At 46.6% G+C, this 16067-nt stretch carries 15 protein-coding genes; 6 read left to right on the plus strand and 9 right to left on the minus strand.

Annotated elements, in window-relative coordinates:
• Positions 1-34 precede the first annotated feature (34 nt).
• From mnmE to NB463_RS12845, 8 genes are all read right to left on the minus strand, one after another.
• Positions 35-1396: a tRNA uridine-5-carboxymethylaminomethyl(34) synthesis GTPase MnmE gene (gene mnmE, locus NB463_RS12810; protein ID WP_012841264.1), complete on the minus strand. Its 1362-nt coding sequence runs from the start codon at positions 1394-1396 to the stop codon at positions 35-37.
• A gap of 117 nt (positions 1397-1513) precedes the next feature.
• Complete coding sequence (yidC, locus tag NB463_RS12815; RefSeq protein WP_258431333.1) at positions 1514-3136, minus strand: membrane protein insertase YidC; 1623 nt, start codon at positions 3134-3136, stop codon at positions 1514-1516.
• A gap of 2 nt (positions 3137-3138) precedes the next feature.
• A complete protein-coding gene (gene yidD / locus NB463_RS12820; RefSeq protein ID WP_005378822.1) occupies positions 3139-3396 on the minus strand; it encodes a membrane protein insertion efficiency factor YidD in 258 nt (85 codons plus the stop codon).
• A complete protein-coding gene (gene rnpA / locus NB463_RS12825) occupies positions 3363-3686 on the minus strand; it encodes a ribonuclease P protein component (RefSeq protein ID WP_005394102.1) in 324 nt (107 codons plus the stop codon). The genes yidD and rnpA overlap by 34 nt, the downstream gene beginning before the upstream one ends.
• A 46-nt stretch (positions 3687-3732) precedes the next feature.
• Positions 3733-3867: a 50S ribosomal protein L34 gene (gene rpmH, locus NB463_RS12830; RefSeq protein ID WP_005378825.1), complete on the minus strand. Its 135-nt coding sequence runs from the start codon at positions 3865-3867 to the stop codon at positions 3733-3735.
• A 242-nt stretch (positions 3868-4109) separates the two neighbouring features.
• A complete protein-coding gene (locus NB463_RS12835) occupies positions 4110-4847 on the minus strand; it encodes an amino acid ABC transporter ATP-binding protein (RefSeq protein ID WP_005378827.1) in 738 nt (245 codons plus the stop codon).
• On the minus strand, positions 4844-5515 hold the full coding sequence (locus NB463_RS12840; RefSeq protein WP_005378829.1) for an amino acid ABC transporter permease: 672 nt from the start codon (positions 5513-5515) through the stop codon (positions 4844-4846). The genes NB463_RS12835 and NB463_RS12840 overlap by 4 nt, the downstream gene beginning before the upstream one ends.
• 114 nt (positions 5516-5629) lie before the next feature.
• Positions 5630-6376, minus strand: a complete 747-nt coding sequence (locus NB463_RS12845; RefSeq protein ID WP_005378831.1) for an amino acid ABC transporter substrate-binding protein — start codon at positions 6374-6376, stop codon at positions 5630-5632.
• A gap of 412 nt (positions 6377-6788) precedes the next feature.
• Between NB463_RS12845 and dnaA the strand changes: the two genes are divergently transcribed.
• The 6 genes from dnaA to NB463_RS12875 all read left to right on the plus strand — a co-directional run bounded on the left by dnaA (position 6789) and on the right by NB463_RS12875 (position 14610).
• Positions 6789-8195, plus strand: a complete 1407-nt coding sequence (gene dnaA / locus NB463_RS12850) for a chromosomal replication initiator protein DnaA (RefSeq protein WP_005378835.1) — start codon at positions 6789-6791, stop codon at positions 8193-8195.
• Positions 8196-8258: 63 nt separating this feature from the next.
• Positions 8259-9359, plus strand: a complete 1101-nt coding sequence (gene dnaN / locus NB463_RS12855; protein ID WP_005394106.1) for a DNA polymerase III subunit beta — start codon at positions 8259-8261, stop codon at positions 9357-9359.
• A 9-nt stretch (positions 9360-9368) separates the two neighbouring features.
• The gene (gene recF, locus NB463_RS12860; protein WP_005394107.1) at positions 9369-10448 is read left to right on the plus strand and encodes a DNA replication/repair protein RecF; all 1080 of its coding nucleotides are present in this window, start codon (positions 9369-9371) and stop codon (positions 10446-10448) included.
• Between the two features lie 13 nt (positions 10449-10461).
• Positions 10462-12879 (plus strand): DNA topoisomerase (ATP-hydrolyzing) subunit B, encoded by a 2418-nt coding sequence (gene gyrB, locus NB463_RS12865; RefSeq protein ID WP_005394109.1) that lies wholly within the window; start codon positions 10462-10464, stop codon positions 12877-12879.
• A 344-nt stretch (positions 12880-13223) separates the two neighbouring features.
• On the plus strand, positions 13224-13640 hold the full coding sequence (locus tag NB463_RS12870; RefSeq protein ID WP_012841260.1) for a GreA/GreB family elongation factor: 417 nt from the start codon (positions 13224-13226) through the stop codon (positions 13638-13640).
• Between the two features lie 532 nt (positions 13641-14172).
• Complete coding sequence (locus NB463_RS12875; RefSeq protein WP_005458680.1) at positions 14173-14610, plus strand: Hsp20 family protein; 438 nt, start codon at positions 14173-14175, stop codon at positions 14608-14610.
• An 83-nt stretch (positions 14611-14693) separates the two neighbouring features.
• Here the strand turns inward: NB463_RS12875 and NB463_RS12880 are convergent, their stop codons facing one another.
• Positions 14694-15947 carry a valine--pyruvate transaminase gene (locus tag NB463_RS12880; RefSeq protein ID WP_257082913.1) on the minus strand — a complete coding sequence of 418 codons (1254 nt, stop codon included), beginning with the start codon at positions 15945-15947 and terminating at the stop codon, positions 14694-14696.
• Positions 15948-16067: the final 120 nt, after the last annotated feature.

The following is a 16067-nucleotide window of genomic DNA, read 5'->3' on the forward strand; positions in this document are numbered from 1 at the left end:
TGTGAGTTAAGCTCAGCACCGCGCGTTCGATTATTTACTTCCCGATACAGAATGAAGAGAAGATTCGGCCCAGTAAGTCGTCAGAACTGAACTCGCCGGTAATCTCGTTGAGATGCTGCTGGGTGATGCGCAGCTCTTCTGCCAGTATCTCGCCAGCCATATAGCCTTCAAGCTGTTCCTGGCCTATTTGAAGGTGCTGTGCGGCGCGTTCCAACGCATCGAGGTGACGGCGACGAGCCATAAAGCCACCCTCACTGTTGCCAGAGAAGCCCATGCATTCTTTGAGGTGTTCACGCAGAGCTTCAACTCCTGCACCAGTTTTCGCTGACAAGCGGATGAGGGTAGGGTTATTGACGTGGCAGATCCCCATTTCTTCACCCGTTTGATCCGCTTTGTTTCGGATCACGGTTATGCCGATATTGTCAGGTAGGCGATCTACAAAGTCTGGCCAGATATCTTTCGGATCGGTGGCATCGGTTGTGGTGCCATCCACCATGAACAAGACGCGGTCTGCTTGAGCTATTTCATCCCACGCGCGCTCGATACCGATTTTCTCGACTTCGTCGGAGGCATCACGCAGACCTGCCGTATCAATGATGTGCAGTGGCATGCCATCAATGTGGATATGCTCACGCAGGACGTCACGCGTGGTACCTGCGATGTCGGTTACGATTGCAGACTCTTTGCCTGATAGTGCGTTCAGTAGGCTTGATTTGCCCGCATTTGGACGACCAGCAATCACGACTTTCATCCCTTCACGCATGATTGCGCCTTGGTTGGCTTCTTTGCGCACCGCATCTAGGTTGTCGATGATGGCTTGTAGGTCACCAGCCACTTTGCCGTCGGCCAGAAAGTCGATCTCTTCTTCTGGGAAGTCGATGGCTGCCTCAACATAGATACGCAAATGAATCAGCGACTCAACTAAGGTATTAATGCGCCCTGAAAAGGCGCCCTGTAAGGATTGCAGCGCCGATTTTGCTGCTTCTTCAGAACTTGCATCAATGAGGTCTGCAATTGCTTCTGCTTGAGCGAGGTCGAGTTTATCGTTCAGGAACGCGCGTTCAGAGAACTCACCAGGGCGAGCTGCTCGAATACCATCAATACCTAGAATGCGTTTTATCAGCATATCCATCACGACGGGGCCGCCATGGCCTTGCAGCTCAAGTACGTCTTCACCTGTAAATGAGTGCGGGTTAGGGAAGTACAGAGCGATGCCCTGATCAAGCACAGTGCCATCTTCTGACTTAAACGGCAGGTACTCTGCATAGCGGGGCTTTAGTGTCTTACCCGTGACTTCTAACGCCACTTGGTTGGCTTTAGGGCCTGATACTCGAATAATACCGACACCGCCACGACCAGGCGCGGTCGCTTGAGCGACAATCGTATCTGTAGTCATAATTTTGCCTTTTGAGCTGGGCTCAAATTGAGCCATAACTTTAGTTAGCTGAATTGTAATCAGCCAAAAACAAAAAGGCGACCTTTTGGCCGCCTTTCTCAATCATTTCCTAAAAGGTTACTTGCTGTGTAAGCCTTTTTTCTCTAACCCTTTGTAGATCAGAGTTTGCTGGATAAGCGTTACGATGTTCGACACCAACCAGTACAGAACGAGACCTGATGGGAAGAACAAGAAGAAGAAGGTAAACATAACCGGCATAAAGGTCATGATCTTCTGCTGCATTGGATCCGTTACTGTTGTCGGGCTCATCTTCTGGATTAGGAACATAGACGCACCCATCAATAGCGGCAGGATGTAGTAAGGGTCCTGCGCTGACAAGTCGTGAATCCAACCAAAGAATGGTGAGTGACGAAGCTCTACCGATTCCATTAGCGCCCAGTATAGTGCGATGAAGATAGGCATCTGTAGGATAAGAGGTAAACAGCCACCGAGTGGGTTCACTTTCTCTTTCTTGTACAGTTCCATCATTTCTTGGCTCATGCGCTGACGGTCATCACCGATACGCTCACGCATTGCTTGCAGCTTAGGCTGTAGCATACGCATTTTCGCCATAGACGTGTATTGCGCTTTTGTTAGTGGGTACATTGCACCACGAACGATGAAGGTCAGACAGATGATTGCCACACCCCAGTTACCAACAAAGCTCTGGATGAATGAAAGCAACATATGAAGAGGCTTCGCAATGAACCATAACCAGCCGTAGTCCACTACTAGGTCTAGGTTAGGCGCCACTTCTGCCATTTCATCTTGCAGTTTTGGACCAACCCAAAGTGTTGCTTCAAATTTAGCCTGATCGCCTGTTGCGATAGTTTTGTTCGGCATACGAACGCCGATGTCGCCTAGGTTGCCAATTACACGAGTGTATAGGTTGGTACCTGGTTCGTTACGTGGGATCCAAGCTGCGGCAAAGTAGTGCTGAATCATTGCTGCCCAACCTTGACCATCGGCTAGGTTTAGAGACAGGTTGCGATCCTGCATATCATCAAAGCTGTACTTCTTGTAACGCGTATCTTCTGTTGAGTATGCGCCACCACGGTAAGTAGGCATTGTGATGCTACCACCATCGTCCATTAGGTTTTGACGTAGGTGAGCGTACATACCAAATGTTGCGTTATTGCCTGAGTTGTTCACTACATCGTATTCAACATTAAGCGCGTAGCTGCCGCGTTTAAAGATGTAAGTTTTGGTGTATTCGATGCCGTTTGCAGTGAATGTCATCGGAACACGAAGTTCATCTTGACCGTCAGCTAGAGTGAAGCTGTCTGCACTTACGTTGTAGTGAGGGCGATTTGTGCTGCTCAAGTCGATACCTTGAGGACCCACTAGACCGCTTTGAGCGATAAATTGGTGACCTTGAGCGTCTTTAAGCAGAACAAAAGAATCTGATGAATCTAACTCAGCAGAGTGTTCGTTAAGGTTGGCATGTACCACATCGCCACCAACGGTGTCGATCGACAGAGTTAAAACATCAGTCGTTACTGTGATAGTTTTTGCAGAAGCTTGCTGTTGGCCAGGAACTGGGTCAAGTTCATCAGCAAAAGATGGTGCAGGTAGAGTGCTGCTTGATTGAGCCTGTTCAACTGCTTGAGGTTCTGGATTCTTTGCAACTTGCCATTGTTGAAACAGCAAAAAAGAAACCAGGGCCAAACCGATGAGCAGGATATTACGTTGAGAATCCATCGTTAGTTATCTCTGTCTTGTTTTTGGACTGGTGGAACGGGGTCATACCCCCCTTCATTCAAAGGGTGGCATTTTAATAGACGTTTGCCTGATAACCAACATCCTTTTACAAAACCGTGAGCTCTCAAAGCTTCTAGCGCGTAAGTGGAACAAGTTGGTGTGAACCGGCAACGAGGACCAATCAAAGGGCTGATAAACCAGCGATACAGATAAACGAGCCCAATGGCTATCCACGTGAAGGGCGAGACAGGCGTTGCCATAGCTTATCAAACAACTTAAAAATTTCCTCATTGCTTAAATCTTGCGCGCTTTTCTTCGCAATCACAACAAAATCTTTGTTTGGAAGCTGATGTTGATTGTTACGAAAGCTTTCACGAGCCAAACGCTTAAATCGGTTACGACCGACAGCCGTTTTGATTTGCTTTTTTGGAACCGCTAAACCTAATCGTGGATGAGAAAGTTTGTTATTGCGAGCAATGATGGTGAAATGAGGCGAGCCAGCTCGATGAGCTTGCTGGAAGACGTTTTGATAATGCTCGGGAGTTAACAAACGTAACTCCCGATTAAACGCGTACGTGTTCAAAATAAACTAGCGATTATTTTGATAGGCGCGCACGGCCTTTTGCACGACGTGCGTTGATAACTTTACGACCGTTCTTAGTTGCCATGCGAGCACGGAAGCCGTGAGTACGCTTGCGCTTTAGAACTGTAGGTTGAAAAGTGCGTTTCATGATAATTACCTTTACTGATCAGTAGTTTTAGGTTCTTGTTAAACCCGGCGTGGGTATTTGCTTTCTTATATAAAGAAGCTCTTTATATAGAGAAGGACAACCGACGCCTCTCAACAAAGAGGCGGAATTGTAATCACACTCACATAATGTGTCAATGACTCAATGAGTACGAAATTCCGGCCGGGCGATTATACGTAGTGTGAGTAAAATCTCAAGGATCAATCGATCCTGATGCTTGATCGTTACTCTATTCCTACTTGGTTAAGGAATTTTTTCAAACGAGGATCTTGTGGATTATCGAAGATATCCTGTGGAGAACCTTGCTCTACGATATTGCCTTCCGCCATGAAGATCACTCTATCAGCGACTTCTTTCGCGAATTGCATCTCGTGCGTCACCACCAGCATGGTTTGATGCTGATTAGCTAACTTCTTCATTAATGAGAGAACTTCACCGACCCATTCAGGATCCAGCGCAGAAGTTGGTTCGTCAAATAACAGCAGTTCTGGTTGCAGCGCCATCGCTCGGCCGATACCCACACGTTGTTGTTGGCCGCCAGACAATGCCGCTGGATAACTATCGCCTTTATCCCCAAGGCCGATGTCATCCAGAATTTGTTGCGCTCGTTTGAGAGCATCGGCTTTTTTCCAGCCTCGAACGGTCACTAGACCTTCGGCAATGTTCTGGCGCGCATTCATGTGGGCAAACAGGGCATAGTTTTGGAACACAAAGCCAGTTCGACGACGCAGCGCTAATACTTCGGCTTTAGTGTGTTTTTGAGTATCAACGGAGATGTCATCTATCGTGATACGACCTTCATCTGCTTGTTCTAGAAAGTTCACCGTACGCAGCAAGGTTGATTTACCCGTGCCACTTGAGCCGATAATCACGATGATCTCACCTTGCTTAATATCGAGGTCGATGCCTTTCAGCACTTCAGTCTCACCAAAACGTTTGTGAATATTTTCTAACTTAATCATCGTACGTACGCCTTATTCAGTTTTGCTTCTGCCCAGATTTGTACGCGAGTCAGAATCACCACCACGCCCCAGTAAATAAGAGCAACCGCAAGGAAAGCTTCAAAGAAACGGAAACTTGATGAGGCTTCCATCTGTGCTTTCGCCATGATTTCGGCCACACCAAGCGTGAAAGCGAGAGACGTTGACTTGATCATATCGATGAAATAGTTCATCAATGAAGGCAGTGCGACACGCGTTGCTTGAGGTAAAATCACTCGGCGCATTGCTTGGGATGTCGTCATACCGACCGATAAGCTCGCTTCCATTTGGCTGCGATCAATACCAATAATGGCGGCACGAATACTTTCCGCCATATAAGCGGCAAAGTGCAGCGTTAAACCGATCACCGCTGCTGAGAAGGCATCAATACCCACCATCAATGGGAAGATTTGTGGTAAGCCATAATAAAGCAAGAAAAGCTGAACTAAGAGTGGGGTGCCACGGAAGAAGCTGATGTACAGTTGGCTTAATTGATCCAGAACTGGCAGTTTAAATACGCGAATATTGGCTAAAATGACGGATAAAATCAGTGAAAACACCAATCCCCACGTCGCCATTTCCATGGTAGTGCCAAGATATTTCAGCAATATCGGCAGCAGTTCCAACATGTAATTAAAGTCAAATCCCATACGGCTTACCTAAAGGCTAGAGAAAAGAAAAGGTGGAAAACAAGTTCCACCTTTACGTAAGTTTATTTTAGTCCGAGAGTGATACCACTTTGCGGCCTAAAGTACAAAGAGTTCTTATTTCGTGATGTCAGCGCCAAACCACTTCACGGAAATTTTCTCTACTGTACCATCTGCGCGCATCTCAGCCAGTGCTTTGTTTACTTCTTCTTGCAGCTTACGACCTTTCTCGTTGTCCACGAAAGGCCATGCGTTTTGAATGGTCTCAAACGGTTCGCCCGCCAATTCCAGAGGAAGACCGGTTTTCTTAATCAGCTCTAATGCAGAAAGACGATCCATTACAAATGCATCTGCACGACCGAGTGCCACATCATGTTCGATACCAGTGTCGTACGTTTTGATGTTGATCTTGCCATCTTTGTCGTACTGACGAAGCAGTTGCTCGAAGTTAGATCCTAGGTTCACAGCAACGGTTTTACCCGCGAGATCGTCAACACCTTTGATGCTGTCGTTGCCTTTACGCACGGTAATTTGTGCGCCATCTACAACGTAAGGGTCTGCGAATAGGTATTTGGCTTTACGCTCATCAGTCATGGTGATTTGGTTGGAGATCGTATCGATGCGACCGGTTTCTAGCAGACCAAATAAACCAGAGAAGTTGGCTGTTACGTATTCGATTTTGTAATCGTTGCGTTTGCCGATTTCATCCCACATGTCGACTTCAAAGCCTTGTAGCTTATCTTGCTTTACAAAAGTAAACGGGAAGTAGCGACCTGACATACCAACTTTGACTTCAGTAGCGGCTTGTACGGTTGCTGCCGACAGTGCAATGGCTGCAACGGCAACCTTAATCCAGTTTTTCATAATACATCTCCATAATTTTATGGTTGGAAATACTACTGTTAGTTAGCTCAATTAAATAAATAACCAAGAGCAATAACCTAGACCTGTGAGTTATTAGATAATAGAAGAAGAATGTTAAATGTGACGAAAATGCGAACTGAACCAGGGGAAATGATCGACAAAATCAGCATTGGGAATAAAATAATACACAGACTTATCACCAATCACTCGATCTTGTGAATTTTGCCCAATTGTGGATCGTTGTGTGGGCAAATTTGGGGCAAGGTGTGTTGATCTCATCAAGTTTGCAGAAATAATTGTGAATAACTTGGATCTTATTCACTGGATCGTCGATCAATCGCTGGCGATCTTGGTTATCAACAGGTAAAATTGCCAGTCTTTTCCGATAATTCAATTACTCAGTGGGGGCACCGTGTCATCTTCGCTTTGGCTGCAATGTTTGCAGCAGCTTCAAGAAGAGCTACCAGCTACAGAATTCAGCATGTGGGTTCGTCCGCTACAAGCGGAGCTCAATGACAATACTCTCACTCTATTCGCGCCAAACCGCTTTGTGTTGGACTGGGTGCGTGATAAGTATCTGAACAATATTACTCGTTTACTACAGGAATACTGTGGTGGCGACATTCCTAACTTACGCTTTGAAGTGGGGAGTCGACCTGTCTCTGCTCCAAAACCAGCGCCGACACGTACGCCTGCAGATGTGGCTGCGGAGTCATCTGCACCTGCGCAATTACAGGCGCGTAAGCCAGTACACAAAACCTGGGATGACGACGCTCAAGCGATTGCGGCGATCAATCACCGCTCAAACATGAATCCAAAACACAAGTTCGACAACTTTGTTGAAGGTAAGTCGAACCAACTGGGTTTGGCTGCGGCGCGTCAGGTATCGGATAACCCTGGTGCAGCTTACAACCCGCTGTTCCTATACGGCGGCACGGGTTTGGGTAAAACCCACTTATTGCATGCGGTGGGTAACGCGATTGTGGATAACAACCCGAACGCGAAAGTGGTCTACATGCACTCAGAGCGTTTTGTACAAGACATGGTGAAAGCGCTGCAAAACAATGCGATTGAAGAATTCAAACGCTACTACCGCAGTGTGGATGCACTCCTTATCGATGACATCCAATTCTTTGCTAATAAAGAACGTTCGCAAGAAGAATTCTTCCATACCTTCAACGCACTATTGGAAGGTAACCAGCAGATCATCTTAACGTCTGACCGTTATCCTAAAGAGATTAATGGCGTTGAAGATCGTCTTAAATCTCGCTTTGGTTGGGGTCTTACTGTTGCGATCGAGCCGCCTGAGCTTGAAACGCGTGTGGCGATCTTGATGAAAAAAGCCGAAGATCACCAAATCCACCTTGCTGATGAAGTGGCATTCTTCATTGCCAAGCGTCTGCGTTCGAACGTTCGTGAGCTAGAAGGTGCACTGAACCGCGTTATCGCTAACGCGAACTTTACTGGCCGCCCAATTACGATTGATTTTGTTCGTGAAGCGCTGCGCGATCTGCTTGCTCTACAAGAGAAGCTGGTGACGATCGATAACATTCAAAAGACCGTGGCGGAATACTACAAGATAAAAGTGGCTGACTTGCTGTCCAAACGTCGCTCTCGTTCTGTAGCGCGTCCTCGTCAGCTGGCCATGGCGTTAGCAAAAGAGCTAACCAACCACAGCTTGCCTGAAATTGGCGATGCGTTTGGGGGCCGCGATCATACGACCGTACTTCATGCGTGTCGCAAGATTGAGCAGCTGCGTGAAGAGAGCCACGATATTAAAGAAGATTACTCTAACTTGATTCGCACCCTGTCCTCGTAATCGGTTAGAATAACGGTATTCTAAGCAAATCATTTATTGAGCTGACAGCGTAAAGAGCCAAGCATGAAATTTACCATTGAACGTAGTCATTTAATCAAACCGCTACAGCAGGTTTCGGGCGCTTTAGGTGGCCGACCAACTCTGCCAATCCTGGGTAACCTACTTCTTAAAGTAGAAGAGAACGTATTGTCGATGACGGCAACCGATCTTGAAGTAGAGTTAGTAAGCAAAGTGACGCTAGAAGGTGATTTTGAAGCGGGCAGCATTACCGTTCCTTCGCGTAAGTTTCTCGATATCTGCCGTGGTTTACCGGACGATGCGATCATCACATTTGTATTAGAAGGTGATCGCGTACAAGTTCGCTCTGGTCGCAGCCGTTTCTCATTGGCAACGCTTCCTGCGAACGATTTCCCTAATATTGAAGATTGGCAAAGTGAAGTGGAAGTATCACTGAGCCAAGCCGATCTACGTACGCTGATCGACAAAACTCAGTTCTCGATGGCGAATCAAGACGTTCGTTACTACCTCAACGGCATGTTGTTTGAAATTGACGGTACCACGCTACGCAGCGTGGCGACGGACGGCCACCGTATGGCGGTATCGCAAACTCAGCTGGGTGCGGATTTTGCGCAGAAGCAAATCATCGTGCCACGCAAAGGTGTGCAAGAACTAGTGAAGTTGATGGACGCGCCAGAGCAACCTGTAGTACTTCAGATCGGTAGCTCCAATGTTCGTGCTGAGGTGAATAACTTTACTTTTACCTCTAAGTTGGTTGATGGTCGTTTCCCTGACTACCGCCGCGTATTGCCTCAGAGCACCAATAAGACCCTAATAGCAAGTTGTGACGAGTTGCGCCAAGCCTTCTCTCGTGCTGCGATTCTTTCCAACGAAAAATTCCGTGGCGTGCGTGTGAATCTGGCTGATACTGAAATGCGCATAACCGCGAATAACCCAGAACAAGAAGAAGCGGAAGAGATGCTAGATGTGACCTTTGAAGGTGACGCCATCGAAATCGGCTTTAACGTAAGCTATGTGCTTGATGTTCTGAACACGTTGCGTTGTGAAAATGTACGTGTGTCGATGTCGGATGCTAACGCTAGCGCATTGATTGAAAATGCCGACGATGACAGTGCCATGTACGTGGTGATGCCAATTCGTCTATAAGCCAACTGAATGCCTCTTTCTCGTCTCATCATTCAGCAGTTTCGAAACATTAAAGCCTGTGATATTGAGTTATCAGCAGGCTTTAACTTTCTTATCGGGCCGAACGGCAGCGGTAAAACCAGTGTCTTAGAAGCGGTTTACCTGCTCGGGCATGGCCGCTCATTCAAGAGTTCTCTCACCGGACGAGTGATACAAAATGAGTGTGACGAACTGTTTGTTCATGGTCGTTTTTTGAACTCGGATCAATTTGAGCTACCTATCGGCATTAATAAGCAGCGTGATGGCTCAACAGAGGTTAAAATAGGCGGTCAATCTGGACAAAAATTAGCGCAGTTGGCACAAGTTCTGCCTCTGCAGTTGATACACCCAGAAGGGTTTGATTTACTGACAGATGGCCCTAAACATCGTCGCGCGTTTATTGATTGGGGCGTGTTTCATACCGAGCCCGCTTTTTATCAAGCATGGGGAAGGTTCAAGCGCCTGAACAAGCAACGCAACGCGCTGTTGAAAACCGCCAATAGTTATCGTGAGCTCAGTTATTGGGATCAGGAAATGGCAGGGTTGGCTGAAAACATCAGCCAATGGCGAGCAAGTTACATCGAGCAGATGAAAACCGTCGCAGAAACTATCTGTCAGACATTTTTGCCAGAATTTGAGATCCAATTGAAGTATTATCGTGGCTGGGATAAAGACACCCCATACCACGAGATACTAGAAAAGAATTTTGAGCGTGATCAGGCATTGGGATACACCTTTAGTGGCCCAAACAAAGCTGATTTGCGCATTAAAGTGAACGGAACGCCCGTTGAAGATGTTCTGTCACGCGGTCAATTAAAACTCATGGTGTGTGCATTGCGTGTCGCGCAAGGGCAACACCTGACAGAGATGACCGGTAAACAATGCATTTACCTAATTGATGACTTCGCGTCGGAATTAGATAGCCAACGTCGCAAGCGTCTTGCTGACTGCTTAAAAGAGACGGGCGCACAAGTATTTGTAAGCTCTATCACTGAAAGCCAAATCGCCGATATGTTGGACGATAACGGTAAATTGTTTCATGTGGAACATGGCAGGATAGAGTCAAACTAGAAGAGAGAAACTCATGTCTGAAAATTACGATTCATCGAGTATTAAGGTACTGAAGGGTCTGGATGCGGTACGTAAGCGTCCAGGAATGTACATCGGCGATACGGACGACGGCACCGGCCTTCACCACATGGTTTTCGAGGTGGTGGATAACTCAATTGATGAAGCGTTGGCAGGTCACTGTAAAGACATCGTTGTGACAATTCATGAGGATAACTCGGTTTCCGTTAGCGATGATGGTCGTGGCATTCCAACAGAAATCCACTCAGAGGAAAATGTCTCTGCAGCAGAAGTAATCATGACGGTACTTCACGCGGGTGGTAAGTTCGACGATAACTCATACAAAGTATCGGGTGGTCTTCACGGGGTAGGTGTTTCAGTGGTAAACGCGCTATCTGAGAAAGTTGAGCTGACGATTCATCGTGGTGGCCATATCCATACGCAAACCTACCGCCATGGTGAGCCTCAAGCGCCACTAGCCGTTGTGGGTGATACGGATAAAACCGGTACGCAAATTCGTTTCTGGCCAAGTGCCGAGACCTTCTCTAACACTGAGTTCCACTATGACATTCTGGCGAAACGCCTGCGTGAACTGTCATTCCTGAACTCTGGTGTATCGATCAAATTGGTTGATGAGCGTGAAGCGGACAAACACGATCACTTCATGTATGAAGGTGGTATTCAAGCGTTCGTTGATCACCTAAACACCAACAAAACGCCAATCATCGAAAAAATCTTCCACTTTAACTCAGAGCGTGAAGACGGCATTTCAGTTGAAGTGGCGATGCAATGGAACGATGGTTTCCAAGAGAATATCTTCTGTTTTACCAACAATATCCCACAGCGTGATGGTGGTACTCACCTTGCTGGTTTCCGTGCTGCGTTAACACGTACATTGAACAGCTTTATGGATAAAGAAGGTTTCTCTAAGAAAGCGAAAACCGCGACTTCAGGCGACGATGCGCGTGAAGGTCTAACTGCGGTTGTTTCGGTGAAAGTGCCTGATCCTAAGTTCTCAAGCCAAACAAAAGACAAACTGGTTTCTTCTGAAGTGAAATCAGCTGTTGAGTCTGCAATGGGTGAAAAACTGTCTGAGTTCCTGATTGAGAACCCGACAGAAGCGAAGATGGTTTGTTCGAAAATCATCGATGCAGCACGTGCACGTGAAGCTGCGCGTAAAGCTCGTGAAATGACGCGCCGTAAAGGAGCACTAGACCTAGCTGGCCTTCCAGGTAAACTTGCAGACTGTCAGGAAAAAGATCCGGCACTCTCTGAACTATACATAGTGGAGGGTGATTCGGCAGGCGGCTCCGCAAAACAAGGCCGTAACCGTAAGAACCAAGCAATCCTACCGCTAAAAGGTAAAATTCTTAACGTAGAAAAAGCACGTTTCGACAAGATGCTGTCTTCGCAAGAAGTGGCCACTCTGATCACTGCACTTGGTTGTGGTATCGGTCGTGACGAGTACAACCCGGACAAGCTGCGTTACCACAACATCATCATCATGACCGATGCCGATGTCGATGGTTCGCACATCCGTACGCTACTATTGACCTTCTTCTACCGTCAAATGCCAGAGCTTATCGAGCGTGGTTACGTGTACATCGCTCAGCCACCACTTTACAAAGTGAAAAAAGGCAAACAAGAGCAGTACATCAAAGACGAAGAAGCGATGAACCAATACCAAGTATCATTGGCTCTGGATAATGCATCGCTACACGTAAACGCAGAAGCACCTGCACTGGCTGGTGAAGCACTAGAGAAGCTTGTTCAACAGTACAATGCGGGTATTAAACTGGCGGAACGTATGAGCCGTCGTTACCCAAGTGCTTTGGTAAACGAGCTGATTTACACTCCTCGTCTAACTCCTGAGCAATGCCATGACGCATCAGTTGTTGAAGCGTGGACGAAGCAGCTTATTGAGCAGCTGAATGCGAAAGAAGTGGGTGCGAGCCAATACAGCTACGAAGTTGAACAGCACGAAGAACTAGGCTTAAACTTGCCTAAGATCGTGGTTCGTACTCACGGTGTGACGCACGAGCATGCAATTAGCATCGATTTCCTAAACTCGAAAGAGTACGGCAAATTGGCTGATCTATCAGAAGCACTGGATGGGCTTCTGGAAGAAGGCGCGTACATCAAACGTGGTGAGCGTACGATGCCAGTAGCAAGCTTTGCAGAAGCGCTTGATTGGTTGGTTAAAGAGTCAATGCGTGGTCTGAGTCGTCAGCGTTACAAAGGTCTAGGTGAGATGAACCCAGATCAGCTGTGGGAAACGACTATGGACCCAGAAACGCGTCGCATGATGCAAGTAACGATTGAGGATGCGGTAGGCGCAGACCAATTGTTCACAACACTGATGGGTGACCAAGTAGAACCTCGTCGTAACTTCATCGAAGAGAACGCACTGAAAGTAGCGAACCTAGACGTATAACGACACTGTTCGTGATAGTAAAAAGCAGCGAGAAATCGCTGCTTTTTTTGTTTTAACCACCAATGAAAATCGCCACTTTCTGCCAAGACTTTGGTTTTTCTGGTGCTAACTGCCAATAACCTGATCAAGCTTGCCATTTTATTTCTGTTTTCTTTTTTTCTCGCCATTTTGTTCGCTTGGGCACTTTTGCTTTCTTTTTTCTGCTCGCTATAGTGCTGAAGAGCTGATGAATAAGGAGGTTGAGAAAATGGTGATGACTTTCCTGAACTAAGCCGGAGGTGATGCACTTCCGGTTCAATGCACTGAATTTATTTGTAAGACAAGGCATTAAGAAGGAAATAATCATGTTTGAACGCTGGTTCTCGGCGTACTGTTTGGCGCTGCGAACTTGGTGGTTAACCAGTCGCTTTTTAACCTATCAATCACCACTAAGATTGTTGTCGCTCTTTGAAACTTACGAGCAACAAGCCCATTGCCGTAACCGAGCTCGTATTGCGGTTGGGGACACGGTTCGCTTAGTGGATGTTGAGCGTGCTTATCAATATCGCATGACGTTAGTCAACTCGCACAAGAGCCAACCGATGACAGGTATGCTCGCGGTCGATTCTTATTTGGGATCCCGTTTATTAGGGCGAGCTAAAAATGATGCGTTCGAAATAGAAATTTTTAATCAGCGACGCTGCTTTGTGATTACTGAAATTGTTCATCAATCGCAGCCACCAGCGCAGAAAATGCTGTGTGGCTGTCTGTTGTGTCAATAAATAGAGGTGAAGTCATGAGTAAGAAAGACAAGAAACAACCACAGTTGAGTCTGAAAGAAAAGCGTAAGTTAAAACAGGAAAAAGCGGCAGAAAAGAGCGTTGTAAAAGCTCGTAAATCCTCCCGCAAGTAGAGTGCAGATTGAGCCCACCAGAAAGGTGGGCTTTTTAATACCGATTGCAAAGCGAGGGTAAACTGACCTTTCTGGGGAAATAGCGAGCGCACTTAAAATTTTTTATTTTTTCCCTTGAAAGTCATTTTTGACGATCTTATATCTAGTTGTGAAGAGGATGACTGGCTTGCTAGAGACTAGAAGACAGCCCTCTGGAATCGCTAAAACGAGATCGCTCAAAAGAGGATATGGCGTTTTAGCACACAACTTAAACCTTTAGATTTCCTATCATGTCTCCGAGCCAAATGATGGCCTGCGGAATGATAAGAATCTCTTAGCTCGGCGTTGGTTTTTGCATAAACACGCCTGTGAGATGAACGTCATCTGAGCTAAGACTATTGCTTAATTAAGAGGATAGATTTATGCGTAACGTAGATTTCTCACCACTATACCGTAATGCAATTGGCTTTGATCGTCTGCTAAACCTGATGGAAGCGAATACAGCGAAAAATACTTCTGGCGGTTACCCTCCGTACAACATTGAGCAAAAAGACGAGCATAACTACCGTATTACTATGGCAGTTGCTGGCTTCTCTGAAGACCAACTCGATCTGACTCAAAACGAAAACATGTTGATTGTGAAGGGCGAACGCAAAGCAGAAGAAGGCAAAAATTACGTGTACCAAGGCATTGCTGAGCGCGACTTTGAACGTAAATTCCAGCTAGCGGATTATGTAAAAGTGACTGGCGCATCAATGGAAAACGGCCTATTACACATTGATTTAGTTCGTGAAATTCCAGAAGCAATGCAACCACGTAAAATTGCTATCGGTGGCAACAACCTGCTAGAAAGCAACTAATCAGCAAGTAATTTGCTTATAGAGTGAGAAAGAGCGCCAGTTGGCGCTCTTTTTAATTTGTGTCTTTGATGTGGGAGTTTGCTTTACTGACCTTGTTGGTAAGCCTTTTCGACTTCTTCCGCGATAATCGCGATACCTTTCTGCATCATCTCATCGTCTTGAACGTAGTTCATGCGTAAGCACTGATGAGCGTGGTCCCATTCGTCTTTCTGGCCAATAAAGAAGTACTCACCCGGAACAATCAATACACCACGCGCTTTCAAGCGTTGGTACAACTCCATTGTCGTAATTGGCAACTCATCAAACCATAACCACAAGAAGATCGCCCCTTCAGGTTTGTGGATACGGAAGCGCTCATCGGTAATCGCCTGTTGTAGCAGTTCAACCGCACGTTGCGACTTCTGCTTGTAAAACGGCTTAATCACCTCTGAACTCAGTTTAAGCAGGTCGCCTTTAGCGATGATGTGGTTTGCCAGCGCTGGACCCACACTGCCTGGTGCTAGGCTGATGATGCCGTTCATATTGGTTAACGCTTGAGTGATTTCTTCACTCGCAATCACAATCCCGCAACGCACGCCAGGCAAGCCAAGTTTGGATAGGCTCATGCACAAGATGGTGTTTTCATTCCAGAATGGTTCGACATCTTCAAAGATGATGTTCGGGAACGGCAAGCCGTAGGCGTTATCGATGATCAGTGGGATGTTGTTTTCACGTGCGAGTTTGTCCAGTTTACGCACTTCTTCGTCTGTCAGTACGTTACCCGTTGGGTTGGTTGGGCGAGATGCGCAGATTGCCGCAACAGAATCGTCGACGGTTAGCTGTTCAAAATCGACGTGGTATTTAAACAATCCGTTATCTAACAGCTCGATTTCTGGGTGGTAAGAGACAAAAATATCTTCATCAATGCCAGCATCACCATAGCCGATGTACTCAGGCGCGATAGGCAGTAGCACCTTCTTATGCGAACCGTCTGGCTGTTTACCTGCGAGTAAGTTGAACAAGTAGAAGAAGCCACTTTGGCTGCCGTTAGTTAGGCTGATGTTCTTCTCTGAAATCTCCCAACCGTAAGTTTCACGGAATAACTGAGCCAGCGCTTTCACGAACGCATCTTTACCCTGCGGCCCATCGTAGTTGGCGAGTGCGGCGACGAGTTCGCCACTGGCGAGCATTTCCTCACTGGCTTGGTGAAAGTAATCGAGCATGGCAGGAATGGCGGCAGGATTACCTCCACCGAGCATGATGGCACCTGGTGTGCGCAGACCATCATTCAAATCGTCCATTAACTGCGTAATACCTGAATACTGATTAAATTTTTCACCAAACTTTGAGAACTGCATGCTGACTTATACCTAATTCATTGTGATTGCTTTGTGTATGTTTATGCCGATGTTTTATCGGCTTATCGAGTAATCCTTGACCTTACCTCAATGTGTAATTAACGCAAAGTGTGAATTAAG

The organism is Vibrio sp. RM-41-2B (assembly GCF_024744415.1).
Classification (GTDB): domain Bacteria; phylum Pseudomonadota; class Gammaproteobacteria; order Enterobacterales; family Vibrionaceae; genus Vibrio; species Vibrio diabolicus.